The organism is Nocardia sp. CDC153, from assembly GCF_035818515.1.
GTDB lineage: Bacteria > Actinomycetota > Actinomycetes > Mycobacteriales > Mycobacteriaceae > Nocardia.
In genome coordinates, this window is sequence record NZ_JAYKYU010000004.1 from 731,259 (window position 1) to 754,462 (window position 23,204).

At 66.5% G+C, this 23,204-nt stretch carries 21 protein-coding genes; 15 read left to right on the top strand and 6 right to left on the bottom strand.

The genetic code is table 11. The features are described from left to right. Window positions 1–42: 42 nt before the first annotated feature. From VMT65_RS25980 to nuoN, 12 genes are read left to right on the top strand one after another with little or no spacing between them, the layout of a single operon-like run. Window positions 43–597 carry a NuoB/complex I 20 kDa subunit family protein gene (locus VMT65_RS25980; protein ID WP_326311010.1) on the top strand — a complete coding sequence of 185 codons (555 nt, stop codon included), beginning with the start codon at window positions 43–45 and terminating at the stop codon, window positions 595–597. Next, window positions 594–1,343 carry an NADH-quinone oxidoreductase subunit C gene (locus VMT65_RS25985; RefSeq protein ID WP_326311011.1) on the top strand — a complete coding sequence of 250 codons (750 nt, stop codon included), beginning with the start codon at window positions 594–596 and terminating at the stop codon, window positions 1,341–1,343. Before VMT65_RS25980 ends, VMT65_RS25985 begins: the two co-directional genes overlap by 4 nt. After that, window positions 1,343–2,674 carry an NADH dehydrogenase (quinone) subunit D gene (gene nuoD / locus VMT65_RS25990; protein WP_326311012.1) on the top strand — a complete coding sequence of 444 codons (1,332 nt, stop codon included), beginning with the start codon at window positions 1,343–1,345 and terminating at the stop codon, window positions 2,672–2,674. The genes VMT65_RS25985 and nuoD overlap by 1 nt, the downstream gene beginning before the upstream one ends. Then, entirely contained in the window at window positions 2,671–3,369 is a 699-nt protein-coding gene (gene nuoE, locus VMT65_RS25995) for an NADH-quinone oxidoreductase subunit NuoE (RefSeq protein WP_326311013.1), read from the top strand. The genes nuoD and nuoE overlap by 4 nt, the downstream gene beginning before the upstream one ends. Beyond that, complete coding sequence (nuoF, locus tag VMT65_RS26000; RefSeq protein ID WP_326311014.1) at window positions 3,366–4,688, top strand: NADH-quinone oxidoreductase subunit NuoF; 1,323 nt, start codon at window positions 3,366–3,368, stop codon at window positions 4,686–4,688. Before nuoE ends, nuoF begins: the two co-directional genes overlap by 4 nt. Continuing rightward, window positions 4,685–7,150 carry an NADH-quinone oxidoreductase subunit G gene (locus VMT65_RS26005; RefSeq protein ID WP_326311015.1) on the top strand — a complete coding sequence of 822 codons (2,466 nt, stop codon included), beginning with the start codon at window positions 4,685–4,687 and terminating at the stop codon, window positions 7,148–7,150. The genes nuoF and VMT65_RS26005 overlap by 4 nt, the downstream gene beginning before the upstream one ends. A gap of 14 nt (window positions 7,151–7,164) precedes the next feature. Next, complete coding sequence (gene nuoH / locus VMT65_RS26010; protein ID WP_442790309.1) at window positions 7,165–8,925, top strand: NADH-quinone oxidoreductase subunit NuoH; 1,761 nt, start codon at window positions 7,165–7,167, stop codon at window positions 8,923–8,925. Then, a complete protein-coding gene (locus VMT65_RS26020; protein WP_326311016.1) occupies window positions 8,922–9,791 on the top strand; it encodes an NADH-quinone oxidoreductase subunit J in 870 nt (289 codons plus the stop codon). The genes nuoH and VMT65_RS26020 overlap by 4 nt, the downstream gene beginning before the upstream one ends. Further along, the gene (gene nuoK / locus VMT65_RS26025) at window positions 9,788–10,087 is read left to right on the top strand and encodes an NADH-quinone oxidoreductase subunit NuoK (RefSeq protein ID WP_036549137.1); all 300 of its coding nucleotides are present in this window, start codon (window positions 9,788–9,790) and stop codon (window positions 10,085–10,087) included. Before VMT65_RS26020 ends, nuoK begins: the two co-directional genes overlap by 4 nt. Window position 10,088: 1 nt before the next feature. Further along, the gene (gene nuoL, locus VMT65_RS26030) at window positions 10,089–11,978 is read left to right on the top strand and encodes an NADH-quinone oxidoreductase subunit L (protein WP_326311017.1); all 1,890 of its coding nucleotides are present in this window, start codon (window positions 10,089–10,091) and stop codon (window positions 11,976–11,978) included. Continuing rightward, on the top strand, window positions 11,975–13,591 hold the full coding sequence (locus tag VMT65_RS26035; RefSeq protein ID WP_326311018.1) for an NADH-quinone oxidoreductase subunit M: 1,617 nt from the start codon (window positions 11,975–11,977) through the stop codon (window positions 13,589–13,591). The genes nuoL and VMT65_RS26035 overlap by 4 nt, the downstream gene beginning before the upstream one ends. Then, window positions 13,588–15,204 carry an NADH-quinone oxidoreductase subunit NuoN gene (gene nuoN / locus VMT65_RS26040; protein WP_326311019.1) on the top strand — a complete coding sequence of 539 codons (1,617 nt, stop codon included), beginning with the start codon at window positions 13,588–13,590 and terminating at the stop codon, window positions 15,202–15,204. The genes VMT65_RS26035 and nuoN overlap by 4 nt, the downstream gene beginning before the upstream one ends. A 346-nt stretch (window positions 15,205–15,550) precedes the next feature. On the opposite strand, the gene VMT65_RS26045 is transcribed toward nuoN, so the two are convergent. Together VMT65_RS26045 and VMT65_RS26050 are read right to left on the bottom strand one after the other, a co-directional pair. Next, on the bottom strand, window positions 15,551–17,098 hold the full coding sequence (locus tag VMT65_RS26045) for an HNH endonuclease signature motif containing protein (RefSeq protein WP_326311020.1): 1,548 nt from the start codon (window positions 17,096–17,098) through the stop codon (window positions 15,551–15,553). A gap of 88 nt (window positions 17,099–17,186) precedes the next feature. Continuing rightward, window positions 17,187–18,014, bottom strand: coding sequence for a carboxymuconolactone decarboxylase family protein (locus VMT65_RS26050; RefSeq protein WP_326311021.1), 828 nt, complete (start codon window positions 18,012–18,014; stop codon window positions 17,187–17,189). A 144-nt stretch (window positions 18,015–18,158) separates the two neighbouring features. Here VMT65_RS26050 and VMT65_RS26055 point away from each other — a divergent pair, with 144 nt between their 5' ends. Next, on the top strand, window positions 18,159–18,872 hold the full coding sequence (locus tag VMT65_RS26055) for a hypothetical protein (RefSeq protein ID WP_326311022.1): 714 nt from the start codon (window positions 18,159–18,161) through the stop codon (window positions 18,870–18,872). 27 nt (window positions 18,873–18,899) lie between these two features. Here VMT65_RS26055 and VMT65_RS26060 read toward each other — a convergent pair whose 3' ends face one another. Further along, a complete protein-coding gene (locus VMT65_RS26060) occupies window positions 18,900–19,571 on the bottom strand; it encodes a VIT1/CCC1 transporter family protein (RefSeq protein WP_326311200.1) in 672 nt (223 codons plus the stop codon). 292 nt (window positions 19,572–19,863) lie between these two features. On the opposite strand from VMT65_RS26060, the gene VMT65_RS26065 reads away from it, so the two are divergent. Continuing rightward, complete coding sequence (locus tag VMT65_RS26065; RefSeq protein WP_326311023.1) at window positions 19,864–20,187, top strand: hypothetical protein; 324 nt, start codon at window positions 19,864–19,866, stop codon at window positions 20,185–20,187. Window positions 20,188–20,195: 8 nt separating this feature from the next. Here the strand turns inward: VMT65_RS26065 and VMT65_RS26070 are convergent, their stop codons facing one another. From VMT65_RS26070 to VMT65_RS26080, 3 genes are all read right to left on the bottom strand, one after another. Beyond that, entirely contained in the window at window positions 20,196–21,011 is an 816-nt protein-coding gene (locus tag VMT65_RS26070) for an alpha/beta fold hydrolase (RefSeq protein ID WP_326311024.1), read from the bottom strand. Window positions 21,012–21,107: 96 nt separating this feature from the next. Beyond that, entirely contained in the window at window positions 21,108–21,656 is a 549-nt protein-coding gene (locus tag VMT65_RS26075) for a carboxymuconolactone decarboxylase family protein (RefSeq protein WP_326311025.1), read from the bottom strand. 85 nt (window positions 21,657–21,741) lie between these two features. Next, the gene (locus VMT65_RS26080) at window positions 21,742–22,599 is read right to left on the bottom strand and encodes a helix-turn-helix domain-containing protein (protein ID WP_326311026.1); all 858 of its coding nucleotides are present in this window, start codon (window positions 22,597–22,599) and stop codon (window positions 21,742–21,744) included. Between the two features lie 116 nt (window positions 22,600–22,715). On the opposite strand from VMT65_RS26080, the gene VMT65_RS26085 reads away from it, so the two are divergent. After that, window positions 22,716–23,117 carry a GlcG/HbpS family heme-binding protein gene (locus VMT65_RS26085; protein WP_326311027.1) on the top strand — a complete coding sequence of 134 codons (402 nt, stop codon included), beginning with the start codon at window positions 22,716–22,718 and terminating at the stop codon, window positions 23,115–23,117. Window positions 23,118–23,204: the final 87 nt, after the last annotated feature.

Genomic DNA, 23,204 nt, shown 5'->3' on the forward strand with positions numbered 1-23,204 from the left:
CCCCGCACGTGCGGGGATGAGCCACGGGAGATGTAGTCCGACATGGGTCTCGAGGAGAAACTGCCCAGCGGGTTCCTGCTGAGCACGGTGGAAGATTTGGCCGGCTATCTGCGCAAGAGTTCGCTCTGGCCGGCCACGTTCGGCTTGGCGTGCTGCGCGATCGAGATGATGGCCACCGGCGGCGGGCGATTCGATATCGCCCGCTTCGGCATGGAGGCGTTCCGCGCCTCCCCGCGCCAGGCCGATCTCATGATCGTGGCGGGCCGGGTGAGCCAGAAGATGGCCCCGGTGCTGCGCCAGGTCTACGACCAGATGACCGAACCGAAATGGGTGCTGGCCATGGGCGTCTGCGCATCCTCGGGCGGCATGTTCAACAACTACGCCATCGTGCAGGGCGTCGACCACATCGTGCCGGTCGACATCTACCTGCCCGGCTGCCCGCCGCGGCCGGAGATGCTGTTGAACGCGATCCTGAAGCTGCACGAGAAGATTCAGGAGATGCCGCTGGGCGTGAATCGCGAGGAAGCCGTGCGCGAGGCCGAGCGGGCCGCGCTCGCCAGCACCCCGACCATTCAGCTGAAGGGGCTGCTGCGATGACGTTCGATGCACCTTCCGGCACGGAGAGCCCCCCGGAGGCGGCCGTGGAACCTGATGAGAACAACACGGAGACAACAGAATCCGAACAGAGCGCGCCCGCCGAGGAAGTGATCGGCGTGCGCAAGGGCATGTTCGGGGTCTCCGGCACCGGCGACACCTCCGGCTACGGCCGTCTGGTCCGCACGATCAATATGCCCGGCAGCACCCCGCCGCCGTATGGCCCGGTCTTCGACGAGATCATCGCGAATCTGCGTCTGGCCCTGGCCAAGACGTTCGAGGAGTCGATCGAGAAGATCGTCGTCTTCCGCGGCGAACTCACCCTGCACATCCGCCGCGAGCATCTGGTGCGGGTGGCGAAGGCGCTGCGCGACGGCCTGCGCTTCGAGCTGTGCCTGGGCGTGAGCGGCGCGCACTATCCGGAGGACACCGGGCGCGAACTGCACGCGGTCTACCACCTGAACTCCATCACCCACAACCGGCGGGTGCGACTGGAAGTCTCGGTGCCCGACGCCGATCCGCACATTCCGTCGCTGTACTCGGTCTACCCCACCAATGACTGGCACGAGCGGGAGACCTACGACTTCTTCGGGATCCTCTTCGACGGACACCCCTCGCTGACCCGGATCGCCATGCCCGACGACTGGCGTGGCCACCCGCAGCGCAAGGACTATCCGCTCGGCGGAATCCCGGTCGAATACAAGGGCGCGCGCATCCCGCCGCCCGACGAGCGGAGGTCTTACTCGTAATGAACGACATCGACACCAAGTCCCAGCCCGCCACCGAGGAACGGCCGCAGCGATCGGTCACCGTGGTCGGCAATGACTGGGACGAGATCTCCGCTGCCCTCGATGGCGTCGCCGAGGAACGCATTGTCGTGAACATGGGCCCGCAGCACCCCTCCACCCACGGGGTGCTGCGGCTCATTCTCGAAATCGAAGGCGAGACCGTCACCGAGGCCCGCTGCGGCATCGGCTACCTGCACACCGGCATCGAGAAGAACCTCGAGTACCGCAACTGGATGCAGGGCACCACCTTCGTCACCCGCATGGACTACCTGTCGCCGTTCTTCAACGAGACGGCGTACTGCCTGGCGGTCGAGAAGCTGCTCGACATCACCGACGCGATTCCCGAGCGCGCCAATGTCATTCGCGTCATGCTCATGGAACTCAACCGCATCTCCTCGCACCTGGTCGCGCTGGCGACCGGCGGCATGGAGCTGGGTGCGCTCACCCCGATGCTGTTCGGTTTCCGCGAACGCGAACTGATCCTGGACGTGTTCGAGGCCATTACCGGTCTGCGCATGAACCACGCCTACATCCGCCCCGGCGGCGTGGCCCAGGACCTGCCCGATGACGGTGTGCAGAGGGTCCGCGAACTCCTGGATCTGTTGCCGAAGCGGCTGCGGGACATGGAGTTGCTGCTCAATGAGAACCCCATCTGGAAGGCCCGCACCCGCAATGTCGGCTACCTGGACCTGACCGGCTGCATGGCCTTGGGTGTCACCGGCCCGGTGCTGCGCTCCACCGGCCTGCCGCACGATCTGCGAAAGTCCCAGCCGTACTGCGGTTATGAGAACTACGAGTTCGACGTGCAGGTCGACACGGGCTGTGACTGCTACGGCCGCTACCTCATTCGCGTCAACGAGATGAAGGAGTCGGTCAAGATCGTCGAGCAGTGCCTCGACAAGCTGCGGCCGGGCCCGGTCATGGTGGAGGACAAGAAGATTGCATGGCCTGCCGACTTGCAGCTCGGGCCGGATGGGCTGGGCAATTCGCCCAAGCACATCGGCAACATCATGGGCACCTCCATGGAGGCGCTCATCCACCACTTCAAACTGGTGACCGAGGGCCTGCGCGTCCCGGCGGGCCAGGTGTACGTGGCGGTGGAATCCCCGCGCGGTGAGCTGGGCGTGCACATGGTCAGCGACGGTGGCACCCGCCCGTACCGGGTCCACTATCGCGACCCCTCGTTCACGAATCTGCAAGCGGTGGCGGCCATGTGCGAGGGCGGCCTGGTGGCCGATGTCATCGCCTCGGTCGCCTCCATCGACCCGGTGATGGGTGGTGTGGACCGATGACAGAGATCCTGCTCAACCTGACCACGCGGCCGATCCCGTACCCGGAGAAGGTGCGCGATCGGCTGCAGCTCGAGGCCCAGGAGATCATCGAGCGGTACCCGAACTCGCGTTCTGCACTGCTTCCCCTTTTGCACCTGGTGCAATCGGTGGAGGGGTACGTCTCGGGGACGGGCATCGAATTCTGTGCCGAGCAGCTGGGATTGACCGATGCCGAGGTCACCGCGGTGGCGACCTTCTACTCCATGTACCGGCGCACCCCGACCGGCGACTATCACGTCGGCGTCTGCACGAACACACTGTGTGCGGTGATGGGCGGGGATCAGATTCTCGCGGAACTGAAGCAGCACTTGGGCATCAAGCACGGCGAGACCACCGCCGACGGCGCGATCACCCTCGAGCACATCGAGTGCAACGCGGCCTGCGACTACGCACCCGTGGTGATGGTCAACTGGGAGTTCTTCGACAACCAGACCCCCGAATCGTCCAAGCAGCTGGTGGACGCGCTGCGCCGCGGCGAGCAGATGACCGGATCGCGCAGCGGCATCCCGCTGTGCACCTTCCGCGAAACCGCCCGCATTCTGGCCGGTTACGAGGACCAGCGGCCCGGAGCCACCGACGGCACGCCCGGGTCGGCCACCCTCGCCGGTCTGTACGCGGCCGCCGAACAAGAGAAGACCGAGGGAGGCGCGCAGTGACGACCGCTCTGACACCCGTCCTCTCCAAGCACTGGGCGGATCCCGACGGCTGGACGCTGGCCGCCTACCGACGGCAGGGCGGCTACCGGGCCCTGCCCAAGGCGCTGCGCATGCAGCCCGACGAGGTCATCGCCACGGTAAAGGACTCCGGTCTGCGCGGCCGCGGCGGTGCCGGTTTCCCGACGGGCATGAAGTGGGGCTTCATCCCGCAGGGGCCCGGACCGGCCGGTGCGCCGGTCAAGCCGCACTACCTGGTGGTCAATGCCGACGAGTCGGAACCCGGTACGTGTAAAGACATTCCGCTCATGCTGGCGACACCGCACACCCTCATCGAGGGCGTCATCATCGCCGCCTACGCCATTCGCGCCTCGCACGCCTTCATCTACGTGCGAGGCGAAGTCGTACCGGTGCTGCGGCGTCTGCAGGCCGCGGTCCAACAGGCTTACGCCGCAGGCTATCTGGGCAAGAACATCCAGGGCTCCGGCTTCGACCTGGAGGTCGTCGTGCACGCCGGTGCGGGCGCGTACATCTGCGGTGAGGAGACCGCGCTGCTGGATTCCCTCGAGGGCCGCCGCGGCCAACCGCGCCTGCGTCCCCCGTTCCCGGCCGTGGCGGGTCTGTACGCCTGCCCGACCGTGGTCAACAATGTGGAATCCATTGCGTCCGTGCCGTCGATCATCGCCAATGGCGTGGACTGGTTCCGGTCCTTCGGCACCGAGAAGTCGCCGGGCTTCACGCTGTACTCGCTCTCGGGTCACGTGACGCGACCGGGGCAGTACGAAGCGCCCCTCGGAATCACCTTGCGAGAGTTGCTGAAATACGCGGGAGGCGTCCGCAAGGGTCACACCCTGAAGTTCTGGACCCCGGGCGGCTCGTCCACCCCGATCTTCACCGACGAGCACCTCGACATCGCCCTGGACTACGAGGGCGTCGCCGCGGCGGGCTCCATGCTCGGCACCAAGGCACTGCAGATCTTCGACGACACCACCTGTGTCGTGCGCGCGGTCCTGCGCTGGACCGAGTTCTACGCCCACGAATCCTGCGGCAAATGCACCCCCTGCCGCGAGGGCACCTACTGGCTGGTCCAGCTGCTCGAGCGCCTGGAGAACGGCCAGGGCCATGAGACCGATCTGGACAAGCTGGCCGATATCGCCGACAACATCAACGGCAAGTCCTTCTGCGCCCTGGGTGACGGCGCGGCCAGCCCGATCTTCTCCTCCCTCAAGTACTTCCGCGACGAGTACGCCGAGCACATCCGCCTCGGCGCCTGCCCGTTCGACCCGGCCCGGTCCACCGTCTGGGCTGAAGGAGCGCGATGACCTCGACAGTGAGCTCCACGACCGGCGGCGGGGTGACGCCCGCCGACATGGTGACCGTAACCATCGACGGCACAACGGTTTCCGTGCCCGCGGGCACGCTGGTGATCCGTGCCGCCGAACTCATCGGCACCCAGATTCCGCGGTTCTGCGATCACCCGCTGCTCGACCCGGTGGGGGCGTGCCGTCAGTGCCTGGTCGAGGTGGAAGGGCAGCGCAAGCCCGTCGCGTCCTGTACGCAGACGGTGGCCGAGGGCATGGTGATCCGCACCCAGCTGTCCTCCCCCGTCGCCGCCAAGGCGCAGGAGGGCGTGATGGAGCTGCTGCTCATCAACCACCCCCTCGACTGCCCGGTGTGCGACAAGGGCGGCGAGTGCCCGCTGCAGAACCAGGCCATGTCCAATGGGCGCGCCGAATCCCGCTTCGACGGGGAGAAGCGCACGTACCCCAAGCCGATTCCGCTGTCCTCGGCCATCCTGCTGGACCGCGAACGCTGCGTGCTGTGTGCGCGCTGCACCCGATTCTCCCAGCAGGTGGCCGGTGACCCGTTCATCGAATTGATGGATCGCGGTGCGCTGCAACAGGTCGGCATCGCGGCCGGGGAGCCGATGGACTCCTACTTCTCCGGCAATACCGTGCAGATCTGCCCGGTGGGCGCGCTCACCGGCAGCACCTACCGGTTCCGGGCGCGGCCGTTCGATCTGGTGTCGAGCCCGGCGGTGTGTGAGCACTGCGCGTCCGGATGCGCCCAGCGCACCGATCACCGGCGCGGCAAGGTCATGCGTCGCCTGGCCGGTGACGACCCGCAGGTCAATGAGGAATGGAACTGCGACAAGGGCCGTTTCGCGTTCCAGTACGCCACCGAACAGGACCGGCTGACCACACCGCTGGTGCGGAGCTGGGACGGCAGCCTGCAGCCCGCGTCGTGGTCGGAGGCCATCGGCGCGGCGGCACGCGGACTGGCCGCGGCGCGCGGCAATGCCGGTGTGCTGCTGGGCGGCCGGGTCACCCTCGAGGACGCCTACGCCTACTCGAAGTTCGCGCGAGTCGCATTGAGCACCAATGACATCGACTTCCGGGCCCGCGAACACTCGGGCGAGGAGGCCGATTTCCTGGCGGCCCGCATTGCGGGACGGGGCATAACGGTCGACTACGCGGCACTCGAACGCGCCCCGTTCGTGCTGCTGGTCGGCTTCGAGGCCGAAGAGGAATCGCCGATCGTGTACCTGCGGCTGCGCAAAGCGGCCCGCAAGAACGGCACCCCGATCTACTCGCTCGCCCCGTACGTGACCCGCGGCCTGCAGCGCATGTCCGGCACCCTGCTGCTCACCGCACCCGGCGCCGAACCGCACGTGCTCGAATCCATCCGCACCGGCGAAACCGATGAGACCACAGCCGGTTACACCCGGCTCGGCGAGGTCGGCTCGCTGCTGCGGGAGCCCGGGGCCCTCATCCTCGTCGGCGAACGCCTCGGCGGAATCCCCGGTGGCCTGTCCGCCGCCGCCCGCCTGGCCGACGAAACCGGGGCGGCCCTGGCCTGGATTCCGCGCCGCGCCGGTGAGCGCGGTGCGCTGGAGGCGGGCGCCCTCCCGGTTCTCCTCCCAGGAGGGCGTCCCGTCGCCGATCCCACTGCGCGCCAACAGGTTCAGCAGGCGTGGAACTGCGATGAGCTGCCGATGAACCCGGGGCGTGACACCTCCGCCATCCTCGCCGCCGCACCCACGCTGGGCGCACTGCTCATCGGCGGCGTCGAGGTCGGCGACATGCCCGATCCGCATGCCGCGCTGCGGGCCATCGACGCGGCGAGCTTCGTGGTGTCGATGGAGTTGCGGCGCAGCGATATCAGCGACCGCGCCGATGTCGTGTTCCCGGTGGCCTCGGCCATGGAGAAGGCCGGCACCTTCCTCACCTGGGAAGGCCGCCACCGCCAGTTCGATGCCGCCCTGCGCGATTCGACCGTGCGCCGCGAGGCCGCGCCGATGGCCGAATACCGGGTGCTCGACGCCATCGCGGCGGAGATGGGCATTCGGCTGGGCTTGCCCGACGCGGCCAGTGCCCGTGCCGAATTGGCCGATCTGGGTGCGTGGGACGGTCCGGCGGCCGCCACCCCGGTGCATCGCCCGCACCCGGTGGTCCAGCCGAATCCGGGCACCGCGGTGCTCTCGTCCTGGCGCATGCTCATCGACCGCGGCCGGCTCCAGGACGGCGAGCCCAATCTGGCCGGTACCGCCCGCCCACCGGTGGTGCGGCTGTCCCCGCACACCGCCGCCGAAATCGGCGTCACCACCGGCGATCCCGTGACCGTCAGCAATGACCACGGTCTCATCACGCTGCCGCTGGTGGTCACCGAGATGCCCGACCGGGTGGTGTGGCTGCCCATGAATTCCCCCGGCTCCGACGTGCTGGTGCAGCTCGGCACCACACCCGGACACCTTGTGCGTATCCGACGGGAGGACCACCTGTGAGTTACGACCTGAGTATGTTCGGCCACGATCCGTGGTGGCTGGTCCTCGTCAAATCGGTCGGCATCTTCGTGTTCCTGCTGCTGACCCCGATGCTGGCGGTGTACGCCGAACGCAAGATCGTGGCGTTCATGCAGATGCGCGTCGGACCCAACCGGGTCGGGCCGCGCGGCACCCTGCAGTCCATCGCCGACGGCGTGAAGATGCTCCTCAAGGAGGACATCGTCCCGGCCATCGTGGACAAGCCGATCTTTATTCTCGCGCCGGTGATTTCGCTGATCCCGGCCGTGATGGCGTTCGCGGTGATCCCGTTCGGGCCGCAGGTGTCCATGTTCGGACACCGGACGCCGCTGCAGCTGACCGATATGCCGGTGGGTGTGCTCTACATCCTGGCCATGGCCTCGGTCGGCGTGTACGGCATCGTGCTCGCGGGCTGGGCGTCGGGCTCCACCTACCCGCTGCTCGGCGGTCTGCGGTCGACCGCGCAGGTCATCTCCTACGAGATCGCCATGGCGCTGTGCTTCGCGGCGGTGTTCCTGCTCTCGGGCACCATGTCCACCTCCGGAATCGTGAAGGCGCAGAACGGAACCTGGTACGTCTTCCTGCTGCTGCCCTCGTTCCTGATCTACGCGGTGTCCATGGTCGGCGAGACCAACCGCGCGCCCTTCGACCTCCCCGAGGCCGAGGGTGAGCTGGTCGGCGGCTTCCACACCGAGTACTCCTCGCTGAAATTCGCCATGTTCATGATGGCCGAGTACATCAACATGGCAACGGTTTCCGCGCTGGCCACCACGCTGTTCTTCGGCGGCTGGCACGCGCCGTTCCCGATCTCGCTGTGGTCGGGCGCGAACTCCGGCTGGTGGCCCATGCTGTGGTTCACCGCCAAGGTGTGGACGTTCCTGTTCGTGTTCATCTGGCTGCGCGGCACCCTGCCGCGACTGCGCTACGACCAGTTCATGAACCTGGGCTGGAAGCTGCTGATCCCGGTCTCGCTGGCCTGGGTCATGTTCGTGGCCACGCTGAAGGTGCTGCAGGACAACGGGACTCACATCCAGACCGCGGGCATGGTGATCGGCGGCATTGTCGTCGCGCTCGTGCTGCTGGCGTTGGTGCTGCGGGCCGGGCACGCGGGCGACGACCGCACCAAGGCCTCCCCGGATCCGGATTCGACCCGGGCGTACTCCGACTTCCCGGTGCCGCCCATGCCCGCCGAAACCCCGGCGGCCACGGCGAAACCCGGTCTGCTGGAACCGCTCGGCGGGTTCATGGTCACCGCGGCCACCATGTTCAAGAAGCCCAATACCGAGCTCTACCCCGAGGTCAAAACCCCGACCGCGCCGCGCTATCACGGCCGCCACCAGCTCAATCGGCACCCGGACGGCCTCGAGAAGTGCATCGGCTGCGAGCTCTGCGCCTGGGCCTGCCCGGCCGACGCCATCTATGTCGAGGGCGCGGACAACACCGAGGACGAGCGCATGTCGCCCGGTGAGCGCTACGGCCGCGTCTACCAGATCAACTACCTGCGCTGCATCGGCTGCGGCCTGTGCATCGAGGCGTGCCCGACGCGTGCGCTGACCATGACCAACGAGTACGAGCTCGCCGACGACAACCGGGCCGATCTCATCTACGAGAAGCAGGACCTGCTCGCGCCGCTGCAGCCGGGCATGGTCGCCCCGCCGCATGCCATGTACCCGGGCGCGGACGAGGGCTCCTACTACCGCGGTGAAGTCCCCGGTGCGCCAAGCGAACTCGCCGGAGCCGAAGGGACGAAGCAATGATCGACACAGCGACGATCAACAATGTGGCCCAACCGGCCCAGCAGATCGTCACCCACACCTCCGCGGGCGAAGCGGTGCAGTTCTGGATCCTGGCGGTGGTCGCGGTGCTCGGCGCGCTCGGCATGGTCTGCGCGCGCAAGGCCGTGCACTCGGCACTGTGCCTGGCCGCCACCATGATTACGTTGTCGGCGTTCTACATCGCCGAGAGCGCGCTGTTTCTGGGCATCGTGCAGATCGTGGTGTACACCGGCGCGGTCATGATGCTGTTCCTGTTCGTCATCATGCTCGTCGGCGTGGATTCCGCGGAGTCGCTGCGGGAGACGCTGCGCGGGCAGCGGCTGGCGGTCATCGTGGTGGGCATCGGCTTCGGCATGCTGCTCATCGGCGGCATCGCGCACGGGGTCACCGGCAACAAGAGCGTCGCCGAGACCGGGCCCGGGCTGGGCGGCAACGACACCATCGGGGCGCTGGGCGAACTCATCTTCATCCGCTACGTGTGGGCCTTCGAGCTGACCGGTGCGCTGCTCATCACCGCCACCATCGGCGCGATGGTGCTCGCGCACCGCGAGAAGTTCGGTCCCCGAACCGATCAGCGGACGCTGTCGAAGGAACGCTTCCGAGACGGCAGCCGGGTCACGCCGCTGCCGACACCCGGCGTGTATGCCCGCCACAATGCCGTCGACGCACCGGCCCGGCTGCCGGACGGCTCCTTCGAGGAGCTGTCGGTCAGCACCATTCTGCGGCACCGCCGCAACCGCGCCCACACCGAGGCCGTGGTCCTCACCGTCGGAAACGGCAACGGCGACAACGGGAATGGCGCGAACGGCAAGAACGGCAACGACTCCCCCGAGGAAGGCTTGCGGTGAACCCGGACAACTATCTGTATCTCTCGGCCCTGCTCTTCACCATCGGCGCGGCCGGGGTCTTGGTGCGGCGCAACGCCATCGTGGTGTTCATGTGCATCGAGCTCATGCTCAACGCGGTGAACCTGGCCTTCGTCACCTTCGCGCGCGAGCACGGCAACCTCGACGGGCAGGTGTTCGCGTTCTTCACCATGGTCGTGGCGGCCGCCGAAGTCGTTGTGGGCCTGGCCATCATCATGAGCATCTTCCGCGCCCGCCGCTCGACCTCGGTCGACGACGCCAACCTGCTGCGGTACTGACATGGATACCGCACAGATGATGCTGTGGCTGCTCCCGGCGCTGCCGCTGGCCGGAGCCGTGTCCCTGTTGCTGATGGGCAAGGTCAGCGACAAGTTCGGACACCTGGTCGGGACGCTGATGGCGCTGGCCTCCTTCGGGGTGGCGGCGTGGGCGTTCAACGACATGCTGGATCGGTCCAATGCGCAACGGGCCGTGCACTACAGCCTGTTCGAGTGGGTGCCGGTCGCCGGGTTGAAGGTGGACTTCGCGCTGCAACTGGATCAGCTGTCGATGTGCTTCGCGCTGCTGATCACCGGGGTCGGCTCGCTGATCCACATCTACTCGATCGGCTACATGGCCCACGATCCGGGACGGCGGCGCTTCTTCGCCTACCTCAACCTGTTCCTGGCGGCCATGCTGACGCTGGTGCTGGCGGGCAACTACCTGGTGCTGTACCTGGGCTGGGAAGGCGTCGGCCTGGCGTCCTACCTGCTCATCGGGTTCTGGTACCACAAGCCCTCGGCGGCGACGGCGGCCAAGAAGGCGTTCATCGTCAACCGGGTCGGCGACATGGGGCTGGCCATCGCTTTGATGATCATGTTCGCGACCTTCGGCAGCATCGACTTCGGGACCGTGTTCGGGGCGGCCGGAAAGGCGAGCACCGGAACCCTCACGGCCATCGGGCTGCTGCTGCTGTTGGGTGCCTGCGGTAAGTCCGCGCAGGTGCCGCTGCAGTCCTGGCTCGGGGACGCGATGGAGGGCCCGACCCCGGTGTCGGCGCTCATCCACGCGGCCACCATGGTCACCGCCGGTGTCTACCTGATCGCGCGCTCCAACCCGATCTTCGATCTGGCGCCCGGTGCACAGGCTGCCGTAATGGCAGTCGGTGCGGTGACATTGCTGTTCGGTGCGATCATCGGCTGCGCCAAGGACGACATCAAGAAGGCGCTTGCGGCGTCCACCATGAGCCAGATCGGGTACATGATCCTGGCGGCGGGACTCGGGCCGGTCGGCTACGCGGCCGCCATCATGCACCTGCTGACACACGGCTTCTTCAAGGCCGGACTGTTCCTCGGCGCGGGCTCGATCATGCACGCCATGGACGACGAGGTCGACATGCGGCACTACGGTGGACTGCGCAAGCTGCTGCCAGTCACCTACGTCACCTTCGGGCTCGGATACCTTGCGATCCTGGGTGTTCCGCCATTCGCCGGATTCTGGTCCAAGGACCGGATCATCGAGGCGGCGTTCACACACGGCGGGTTCGGCGGCATCGTCACCGGCATCGCGGCGCTGTGCGGTGCGGGCATCACGGCCTTCTACATGACTCGCGTCATGATCTTCACCTTCTTCGGCGAACGCCGGTGGAAGGAAGGCACGCATCCGCACGAGGCACCCGCCTCCATGACCGGGCCGATGATCCTGCTGGCGTTCGGGTCGGTGTTCTCGGGCATGCTCTTCGCCTACGGCTCGTCGCTGACCAACTGGCTGGCCCCGGTCGTCGGCGTGCACCACGGCGAACCGTTCATCCCGGCCTGGGCGATCACCTTCTTCGCCCTCGCGGTGGTGGCGGCGGGCATCTGGGTCGCCTACGACCAGTACGCGGGCAACCCGATCCCCGAAACCGCCCCGGCCGCAACACCGCTCGTGGAGGCCGCGCGGCTCGATCTCTACGGCGATGTCGCCAACGAGGCCGCGTTCATGCGTCCCGGCCAGCACCTGACCCGGTCGCTGGTGTTCGTCGACAACCGCGGCATCGACGGGCTGGTCAATACGACGGCCGCGGTGATCGGCGGCCTGTCCGCGCGGATCCGGCGCGTGCAAACCGGATTCGTCCGCTCCTACGCCCTGTCCATGTTCACCGGCGCGGCCCTGGTGGTCGCCGCCCTGCTGGCGGTGAGGTTGCTTTGAGCGAATTTCCTTGGCTCACCACGCTGTGGGCGGTTCCCTTGGCGGGTGCGGCTCTCGCGCTGTTCTTTCCGGCGAGCTGGCGTACCGGGGTGCGGAGTTTCGCGCTGCTGGTGTCGGTCGGCACGCTGGGAATCGGAATCTGGCTGGCGACACAGTTCAAGACCGGTGGCGAGCAGTACCAGTTCGTCGAGAAGCACGAGTGGATCCCGGCTTTCGGGGCGGGCTACACGCTCGGGATGGACGGCATCGCGCTGGTGTTGATCCTGCTGACCGCCGGGCTGGTGCCGCTGCTGCTGATCGCCGGGTGGCAGGACGAGCGGGAGGTCGGGTCCGGGCCGCGGGTCGCGCACTACTATGTGGCGCTCACGCTGGTCGTGGAATCGATGGTGTTGATCTCGTTCACCGCGTTGGACATTCTGCTGTTCTACGTGTTCTTCGAGGTCATGCTCATCCCGATGTACTTCCTCATCGGCGGTTTCGGGCCGCGGACCGGGGATATCGCGGTGCGGCAGCAGCGGTCGCGGGCGGCGGTGAAGTTCCTGCTGTACAACCTGTTCGGCGGACTCATCATGCTGGCGGCGGTGATCGGGCTGTACGTCATCACCGCGCGGGACAAGCTGGGCAGCAATGGCAGCGGGACCTTCGACTTCCGGACCGTCATGGAGGCCGCCAACTCCGGGCATCTGGGCGCGACGCCGGGGGTATTGAACGCGCTGTTCCTCGGATTCATGTTCGCGTTCGCGGTCAAGGCTCCGCTGTGGCCGCTGCACACCTGGCTGCCGGACGCCGCGGTGTCGGCCACGCCGGCGAGCGCGGTGCTCATGATGGCGGTGGTCGACAAGGTCGGGACCTTCGGCATGCTGCGGTACTGCCTGCTGCTGTTCCCGCACGCCACCTCGACTTACGCGCCGTTGATCAGCGTGCTCGCGGTCATCGGGATCATCTACGGGGCGCTGCTGGCCATCGGGCAGACCGATGTCATGCGGTTGATCGCCTACACGTCGATCTCGCACTTCGGATTCATCATCCTCGGCATTTTCGCACTCACCACCCAGGGCGGAACCGGGGCGACGCTGTACATGGTCAACCACGGCATCTCGACCGCGGCGCTGTTCCTCATTGCCGGATTCCTGGTGTCGCGGCGCGGATCTCGACTCATCGCCGAATTCGGTGGCGTGCAGAAGGTCGCGCCGATCCTGGCGGGCACCTTCCTGATTTCCGGCCTGGCGACCCTGTCGCTGCCGGGGCTGGCACCGTTCATCAGTGAATTCCTGGTGCTGATCGGCACATTCACGCGGTACCCGGTGGCGGCGATCTTCGCATCCACTGCACTGGTGCTCGCCGCGCTGTATGTGCTGTGGATGTACCAGCGGATGATGACCGGGCCGGTCAAGCAGGGCAATGAGCGCCTCTACGACCTGCTCCCCCGCGAAATGGTCGTCGTGGTCCCGCTGCTGGTGGCCCTGCTGTTCCTCGGCGCGTACCCGAAACCGGCGTTGGATCGGATCGATCCGGCCGTCGCCAAGACTCTCACGACCATTGGCCAGCACAATCCGGCGCCCGCGGTGCAGCCGGAAGCCGCCCAGACGAACACCGGAGGTGCCCACAAATGAGTGGAGGTCTGTTGCTCGCGGCCGCGACGGTCCCGGCACCGAGCATCGAGTATCGGGCGTTGTCGCCGATGCTCATCGTGTTCGGGGTCGCGGTGGCCGGGGTGCTCGTGGAGGCGTTCGCGCCCAGGCGTTCTCGGTATCTGACGCATTTGGTGCTCGGGCTCGGCGGACTGGCCGTAGCGCTGGGCGCGGTGATCGGATTGCGGGATGTGCGGGAGACCGCGGTCGTGGGTGCGGTTGCCATCGACGGGGTTTCGCTGTTCCTGCAGGGGACCATCCTCGTGGTCGGGATCCTCGGGTTGCTGTTCATCGCCGAGCGGCGGGCCGACCGGATGCCGGTGAAGCGGGAAGGGCCCGGAACCTGGAGTCTCACCGCGTCTCGCGGCGGGGTGGACGCCTTCACCCCGCAGGCCGCCTCGACGCCAGGGAGTTCGGATGAGATCGCGGCGACGAAAGCGGGAGTCGCCACCACCGAGGTCTTCCCGCTCACATTGATCGCGATCGCCGGTCTCATGCTGTTCCCGGCCTCGAACGATCTGTTGACCATGTTCGTGGCGCTGGAAGTGCTTTCGCTGCCGTTGTATCTGCTGTGCGGGTTGGCGCGGCGACGTCGGCTGCTCTCGCAGGAAGCGGCGTTGAAGTACTTCCTGCTGGGCGCTTTCTCGTCGGCCTTCTTCCTCTACGGGATGGCATTGCTGTACGGGTACGCCGGGACCGTTCGGTTGGAAGGCATTGCCGAAGCGGTGACTCGGGACGCCGGAAACTCGCACACACTGGCCATTCTCGGAGTGGCGATGCTGGCGGTCGGGCTGCTGTTCAAGATTGGCGCGGTGCCGTTCCAGTCCTGGATTCCCGACGTGTACCAGGGCGCGCCGACCGCTATTACCGCTTTCATGGCTGCTGCCACCAAGATTGCGGCAGTCGGTGCAATGCTGCGCGTGCTGTATGTCGCGGTGCCCGGGTTGCGTAACGACTGGCGTCCGGTGCTCGCGGCCGTTGCGATCGCGACAATGGTCGTGGGTGCGATCCTGGCCGTGACTCAGACCGACATGAAGCGAATGCTCGCGTATTCGTCTGTCGCACACGCTGGATTCATTCTCACCGCGTTGGTCGCGGCGAACACCGCAGGCGTCTCGTCGATCCTGTTCTACCTCGCCGTATACGGCCTCGGCACCATTGGCGCATTCGCCGTGGTCAGCCTGGTTCGGGACCAAAACGGAAACGAGGCAACCGATCTGCCCGCCTGGGCCGGAATGGGCCGCCGCTCCCCCTGGCTCGCCACGATCTTCTCGCTGTTCCTGCTGTCCTTCGCCGGTATCCCGCTCACCAGTGGATTCATCGCCAAGTTCGGTGTTTTCGCCGCGGCAACGGGTGGAGAAGCATCGGTGCTCGTGATCGTCGGTGTCATCTCCAGTGCGATCGCCGCGTTCTTCTACATTCGGGTAATCGTCCTGATGTTCTTCACCGACGCTCCGGCAACCGCGCCTACGGTCGTCTACCCGACCATGACCAGCACGATCATCGCGCTCACTGCCGCAGCGACATTGGTACTGGGCATCTTCCCGCAGCCGCTTCTCGATCTGGCGAAGAACGCGTCCACTTTCACGCGCTGAAAAGCGGAAAGAAACAAAAGAAAAAAGAGAGAAAAGATAAAAGACGCCAGGAGGAGGGAGAGAGGGTGGCCGAGCTTGCGAGGCCCCCTCACCTACCAGCCCCCTCACCGCTCGGCCGTTCATCGTCTCTGTGGAATTGTCAAAGAACCTGAAAGCCGTGGGGCTGTCGAACGGTTCGGGTCTGTGTTTCTGGGGTTGTCTCGAGAAGGTGATGCGTGCAGTCCGTGGGCTGGGAGGTGAGGTGGCGGCTCCCACCTCGGCGTCAGCCCAAGTCCGGTAGGGCAGGCGAGGTGACCACGCTTCCCGTTGTTTTGCGTACGCCAGCGGGGCACGAGCAGCTCGGGTTTCACGCTGCCCGTGAACCCCACTTCCGGCAACTGGAATCGACTGCCGTGGCGACCCGCTCCCCGACGTGGTGTTTGTCGTTGACGTGCGGGGTGTGGGAGGGGTCCAACGCCGCCGGAGCAATCCACCCCACCCGGCCCGGCTGGGCCGAGTCTTTGCCCAACATCACTGTCTTCCAGCCGTGTTCGCTGTCGTTGACCATGGCGTGGTGGTGGTCGCAGACCAGGGCGAGGTTGTTGAGGTCGGTGGGTCCGCCCTTGGCCCAATCGATCACGTGATGCGCGGCGCACATCGAGGCGGGTACGTCGCAGCCCGGGTGGGTGCAGCCGCGATCGCGGGCGATCAACGCCAGGCGTTGACCCGAGGTGGCGAGGCGTTCGCCGTGGGCGAGGTAGAGCGGGATCTCGTCCTTGTCGAGGATCGCGAGCACCGGGCGAGAGTTCTTGGCCAGCTTGAGGGCTTCGTTGATGGAGAGGTGTCCGCCGGAGGCGGTGGTGGCTACGCCCGCGCCCTTTTCGAGGTCGGCCAGGCTCATGGTGACGACAACTTCGACGGGCAGGCCACGGTGCTTGCCCAGCTTCACCGGCTTACCGGCCTTGGCCGCAGCGGCACCGGCAGCAGCGAAGACACCAGCGCCCGCAGCGCCAGCGGCATCGATACCAGCGGTGGTGTCGGTGACCGGCTGCAACGCGCTCACGAGCGCGAACAACGCGTCGTGGGTGCGCTGGCCAGCGTCGCGGCGATCGCGGCGCGCGGCCGCTTCCAGCACCTTCGACTCGACTTGCGCAGTGGCGGCGAGGATCTCGGCATCCGCATCGTCGAGGTTGCACATACCGGGCCGCGCCAGCTTGGCGAAGATCGCGTCCAGCAGGGCGCGCAGTTCGGGAGTGAGCCAGCCTTCGATCTTCGACATCCCATCCACACCGGGACGGCTGATCGTGATCCCACGACGGCGACGACGATCGGCATCGGAAATCACCGTGCCCTCCGGATCCAAACGCGCCAGGATCTCGCGACCGATCTTCGGCAGGTCATCGGGGTGCCCGGTCACGCAGTGCTCGACCAGCAGCGCCTCGGTCTCGACCCGCGCGGGCGCGGGCACCTCGGCGGGCAGATGCGTCATGATGTCCACGATGCCGCGCACATGATCACGCGAAATCACGCCCGCTTCAAACGCGTTCGCGGTCGCGGCCAAGGTGACCGGGCGCGGCGTGCCGTCGGCACCGAGGAATTCCCCACACGCTGCGGCGATCTTCACCCGCATCGCCGCGTCATACCGCGACAGGCCCAGGGTTTGACGCAGGAACGGCACCACATCCTTCACCCCCGCCTTGCGCGGCAGGTCCCGCTCCGCGATCTCGATCACCAGAGCCGAATCCAGGGCGGCCAGTTGGCGCTTGCAGGTTTCCAGATCGCGCATGAATTCCACGGCATCGATATCGGTCCGAGCCTTGAGTTTGCCGTGCAGGACGGTATCGGCGACGTTGGTGATCGCGGTCATCAGGGCGCTGATGCCGGTGCTTTCGAGTGTTTCCCCCTTCGAATTCATACCTCAATTCTACCGCCGAATTGATCATAATAGAAGGCGAATTCCGTTGTGATATAAGCCTTTTCGGTAATACCAGGCGGTCGCCCTTCTAATTCTTCGCTTCTTCGGCATCTCGAATTTCGAATACCTCCCGAGCAGCAGCAATTCCATTCAATGCCGCCGGAAACCCGGCATACCCAGCCATCTGGGTTATCGCCTCGATGACTTCCTCCCGAGTTCCACCGACATTCAGCAGCCCGTGAATATGAACCCGGAGCTGCGGTGCGGCCGTGCCCAGGGCGGTGCAGGCCGCGATTGTCGCGAGCTCGCGGGTGGCGAGGTCGAGGCCCGGGCGGGAGTAGACGTCGGCGAAGGCGAATTCGATGACGTAGCGAGCCATGTCGGGTGCGATGTCGGCGAGGGCCGCGATCACCTGGTGTCCGGCTTCGCCGTCGATGCGGTTGAGGGCCTCCAGGCCGCGTTCGTATCGTTCCTTCGCGGTTTCTTCGCCGGGGTTCGGGGCAAGGACGATCGGGCTCGCCAGATCCGGGCGGTCGGCGAAGGCGGCCTTGGCTACGGCAAGTCCGTTGAGGGAGGCCGGGATTCCGGCGTAGACGCTGATGTGGATGATGGTTTCCACGACTTCCGCCGGAGTGACGCCCACATTCAACGCGCCGTCGATGTGGAAGCGGAGTTGCGGGGCCGCCGTTCCCATGGCCGACAGCGCGGCGACATTGATCAGCTGCCGTTGCCGCAGGCTCAGGCCCGGGCGGCTGTAGATGTCGCCGTAGCCGAATTCCACCGTCAGTCGGGCGAGGTCCGGTGCCGTCTCGGCGATGCGCGCGATGACCGCATCGGCCGCATCGCCGCCAACGGTCCGCAATACCGCGAACCCACGGTCGTAGCGGCTGTCGGATACGGACGAAGCATCATTCATATCGGCATCTCTTTTCTCGCTCGGGATCGAAAGCCAGCGTTGTCGACGGATCGCACATGTGCCAGTGCCTGTGCTGCCGAGGTCGGCGAAACAGGGGGTCCAGCAAACCCACCTCTGATTCCGGGATAGGTATGTTCAGGAGCTATGGATGGGCAACTAGGGCGTCGGTCACTGTTGGGGCTGGGTTCGGCGGCGGTGCTGGGGACCGTGCTGACAGCGTGCGGTGGTGGCAAGAAGAAGCATGACAAACCCGCTACGTCGACCCCCGTGGCGAGTCCGCCACCCGCGACGGGCACACTTCCCGACACCATCATGATCATCCGCCACGCGGAGAAGCCGACCGGATCGGGGAAGCCGTACGGCATCACCGCGGACGGTGAGCAGGACGAAGAGTCACTGACCGTGCGCGGGTGGACACGGGCGGGTGCACTGGTCGAGTTGTTCGATCCCCGAAACTCCGACGGCTCACCCGCCGCGCTGCGGCCCGGATTGCTCCGCCCCACCTCGATTTTCGCCTCGGACCCGGGCGGCCACGGAAGCAAGCGGCCCGAGCAGACGGTGACGCCGCTCGCGGCCGCGATGAACGTGAAAGTCGACGCGCGGTTTCCGAAGGGCCAGGAGGCTCAGCTGGTCGGTGCGTTGTCGGGCATCGCCGGACCGGTCCTGATCAGCTGGCAGCACGAGAACATCGGGGCGATCCTCGCCCAGTTCAGCGGTATTGCTCCCGCACCGCCCAAATCATGGCCCGACGACCGCTTCGACATCGTTTACGTCCTGACCCGCAACGGCACCGGCTGGACCTTCACCCAAGTGCCGCAAATGCTCATCGCCGGTGACTCCCCGACGCCCATCGCGTGAAATCCACTCGGCCGCAGCGGTTCCCGATCAGAGTGCGACGCCGACGAGATGGCCGATCGCGTACGTCGTGATCATCGCCAGCGCACCACCCGCCAGCACCCGCACGGTGGCGCGTGCCACCGGGGCCTGGCCCAGATGCGCACCCACCGCTCCGGTCAATGCCAGCGCCGCGAGCACCGCGATCATGGTCAGCGGCACGCGGATCGCGTGCGGCGTCAGGATCGCCAGCAAGGGCAGCAGCGCGCCCAAGGTGAACGACAGCGCCGAGGAGAACGCGGCGTGCACCGGGTTGGTGAGCTCCTCCGGATCGATGCCCAATTCGGCCTCGGCGTGGGCGAGGAAGGCGTCGCGGGCGGTGAGTTCCTCCGCGACGGTCTGCGCGGTGGCCGCCGATAGGCCCTTCGCGCGGTAAATGGCGGCCAGTTCGGCCAATTCGGCCTCCGGCTGTTCGGCCAGTTCCCGGCGTTCGGTCTCCAACAGCGCGCGCTCGCTGTCGCGCTGCGTACTCACCGACACATATTCGCCCAATGCCATCGACACCGCGCCCGCGGCGAGCCCGGCCACGCCCGCGGTGAGGATCGCCGTGCTATTGCTGGTGGCCGCCGCCACACCCACGACAATGCCTGCCACCGAGACGATTCCGTCATTGGCGCCCAAGACGCCCGCGCGCAGCCAGTTCAACCGCGTCGCCAATCCCATCACATGCGGTTCGGCCTGATGCGCGACCGCGACCGAGCCTTCGAAATCGTCCCTCACCAGGGGAACGGTAATGCTTCAGAAGATTTCCCGCCAGCAAAGAAAGGCTCACCGAAATTAGGTAATGCATTGCATACCAATGCGTTTCGGGCCCGATCGCGACCGAGTGAGCCGGGCCACGATGATCGCGACGCGTTTGCGACAGGGAGTTTCTCGGCGGATCGGCCCATGGACGCGGCCGGTTAGCCGTAGCGTTGACATCGGCGCGAATCGGATCAGTCAAGAGAGCGGCGTGATGCGGCCACAACCGGCAGCGATCGGATACCTCCGGCATGACGTGTCGGGGGCGCAACAGCAATGGGACGAGGCCCAGATCCAACATCTGGCTCGCCGACTCGGCTATGACCTCTGCAAGACATTGGTCTTCGGACCCGAAACCGATCGCCCCTACACCCGCGTCCGCACCGCCCTCTCCCGCCTCGAGGCAGACGCGGTCATCATCCCGAGCCTCGCCCATTTCGGTGGCCATATCCCCGACGACATAGTCCAAGTGGCCGACATCATCACCGTCAGCCCCGAAAACACCTACGCCCGCTGGGTGATTCCACCGGACAAGTAGGCGAATCGCTATTCGAGAACCTCTCGAACTCGCTTGGCGAAGGCGTCGGGCTGTTCCATGAAGCCGCCGTGACCACCAGGGAACATGGTCGGTTCGAGGGAGAGTTCGCGGCACAGGGCCCGGGAGGTGTGGTCGCAGAACTGGTTGGTGGATTCGTCGCCCAGGCCGACGATGATTTTCGTGGGGGTGGCGCGCAGGGCGTCGAGTGAAGGCCGCCAGCCCGAGGTGGGGCGGAGTTCGTGGCGGTAGAAATAGTCGTCCGAGGCGATGGAACTCGGGGCCCGTTCACCGGCGAACATCTGCTGTAAGACCTCTTCCGGCATGGACAGGCCGGTCATGGTGAAGAATTTGCGGACCGCGCCGAGGACGTCGCCGGTGTCGTAGGTCGCGATGATGTCATCGGTCTCCGCGCGGATCTCGTCGCGATTGTCGAGTAGCTCGGCCAGCGGCGGCTCGTGGGCGATGAGGGTGGACACCAGGTCCGGGCGGGCGATGGCCAGGGCCAAACCGGTGATCGCACCGCCGCTGGAACCGAGCACGATGGCCGGGCCCTTGCCGACGTGTTCGATGACGCGGGCCAGATCGTCGGCGCGCAGTTCGGGTGTCGAATCCTTGTCCGGTGGGGTGACGCTGCGGCCGTGGCCGCGCGGGTCGCTGCCCAGAACGGTGTGATCCGCGGCCAGCAGCTCGGCCACGGGTGCGAACGGGCCCGAGTCCATCGGGGATCCGACGAGCGAGAGAAGTGGGCCGCTGCCACGGATTTCGTAATAGATGGCGCCGTCCGGCACCGCGACGGTTCCGGAGACGGGTGCGGTCGAGGTCATGGTTGCTCCCAGCGTTGAACGACGCGGACACCAATTCAGACGGTACGACCACACCCAATTCACCGCTGCCAGAACGGAAATACGCGGCGGAAACCCTCAGTCTCGACGCGGTTCCGGCAGCGCGCAGGCCATGCCCTCGGCCATGCCGGTCGGTCGCACGCCGAGCGCCTGGTTCACCCGCGCGCGCTGGTTCTCCCAGGCCACGGCCGCGGCGAGTTCGGCCAGCTGTCCCTTGCTCAAATGCGTCAGCAATTCGGTGCGAATGTCCTCGAGATCGAGCGCGGCCGGGGTGACGGTTATGGCTTCCGCATAGGCGATGACCAATTTCTCGAGGTCGTTGTACGCGTCGCTCTCCTTGTACTTCGGCAGCTCGGTGACCTGCGCCTCGGTGATTCCGCCGTAGTGCGCGAGGGTCGAGCCGATGTCGAGGCAGAACTGGCAATTGACCAGGGCGGCGGCCTTGAGTTCGGCCAATTCCTTCAGATGCGGATCCAGCCGATTCGACAACAGCAGGGCGGTTTCATAGAAGCCGGTGCTCAACAGCAGGAACGGGCGGCGGATGAGCCAGCCGACCAGATCGGTCCGATTCTGCCGGGCGCGGCCGAATGCCTCGAGGTAGTGCCAGATTCGGGTAATGGCTCGCATGCGCTGTGTCCCCTTCGCGTTCGCGGATGCTTCCCAATGGCTTCATCCTAGGGCGAAAACGACGGGGCGTAGTAGGAATTTCGGATCAGCGGTCCAGGTCGATCGCGCCCGGGCGGCGCACCGGAGCATCGGCCTGCCACGAACACAGGATGCGCAGCGCCTCGTGGCTGAGCGATCCCGCCGGCGCGGTGTAGGTGACGAGCGTCTGATCCTTGGCCGTGAGCACCTGCAGCACTTGCCAATCCAGTTCCAGCTCACCGACCACCCGATGCCGCAACCGCTTGCGACCACCGGCGAGCGTTCGGACGCCGTGCCCGGCCCACCAGCGCCGAAAATCCTTGTCGTGCACCGACAACTCCCCCACCAGCTGCGCCAGCCGCGGATCCCCGGGCGTGCGGGCGGCGGCCATGCGCAGCCGGTCGACGGCCTCGGCGGCGACCTGCTCCCAGTGCACGAAGAGCCCGCGGATGCGAGGCTCGAGGAAGACCATGCGCACCAACGCGCGCTGGGCCACCGGAACCTCGGCGAAGTCGAAGAACAGCGCCGCCGCCCCGGCATTCCAGGCCAGGATGTCGGTGCGCGGGCCGAGCACCAGGGCCGGGGCCGTCATCGCCGCCAGCAGATCTCGCACCGGCGCACCGACTTCCGGCTCCTCGGACCGTCCCGAACGCGGCCGCACCTGTACGAGCATCCGCAGATACTCGTGCTCCTCCTGGGTGAGCCGCAAGGCCCGCGCGATCCCGGCCAGCAGGTTCTCCGAGGCCGCCGACACCCGACCCTGTTCGAGCCGCGTGTAGTGATCCACGCTCACCGCGGCCAGCATGGCGACCTCTTCCCGCCGCAGACCGGGCACCCGGCGGGGATTCCCCACCGCGGGCAGTCCGACCTCCTCCGGAGACACGGCCGCCCGCTTGGCCTTCAGGAATTCGCCGAGCTCGCTCACGCACACAGTTTCGCATTCCCGACTGACCGGTTCCTGGTGGTGTCATCCCCAGGAACGGCATCCCCCGGTACAACGCCTCCTGGTTGGTCCCGCCGGTTCCCGCGAATCTGATTGGCATGACAACGCTTTCGATGGATACCGCAGCCCGCCTCGCCGACGCCGGACACAAGGCCGCCGACGGCATGAACGTCTCCATGATCATCGCCATCGTCGATGCCGCGGGCCACCTGCTGCACCTCAGTCGCAAGGACGACGCGCTGCTGGGTTGCATCGACCTGGCGCAGAAGAAGGCCAAGACCTCCGTGCTGTTTCGCATGCCCACCGCCACCCTCGGCGAACTCTCGCGCCCGGACGGGCCGATCTACGGGATCGAGTGGAGCAATGGCGGCCTCATCTCCTTCGGCGGTGGTCTGCCCATCACCGACGCCGAAGGCCGCGTCATCGGTGCCGTCGGCGTCTCCGGCGGCATTGCCGACCAGGACGTTCGGGTCGCCGAGGCCTGTCTCGCCGCGCTCTGACCGCTTCGCGACCTCGATATCGGATTGGCGATCCGTCTATTCCTATGTAGATTAGGCAACTACCTAACAGCGATAGGAAGGAACGTC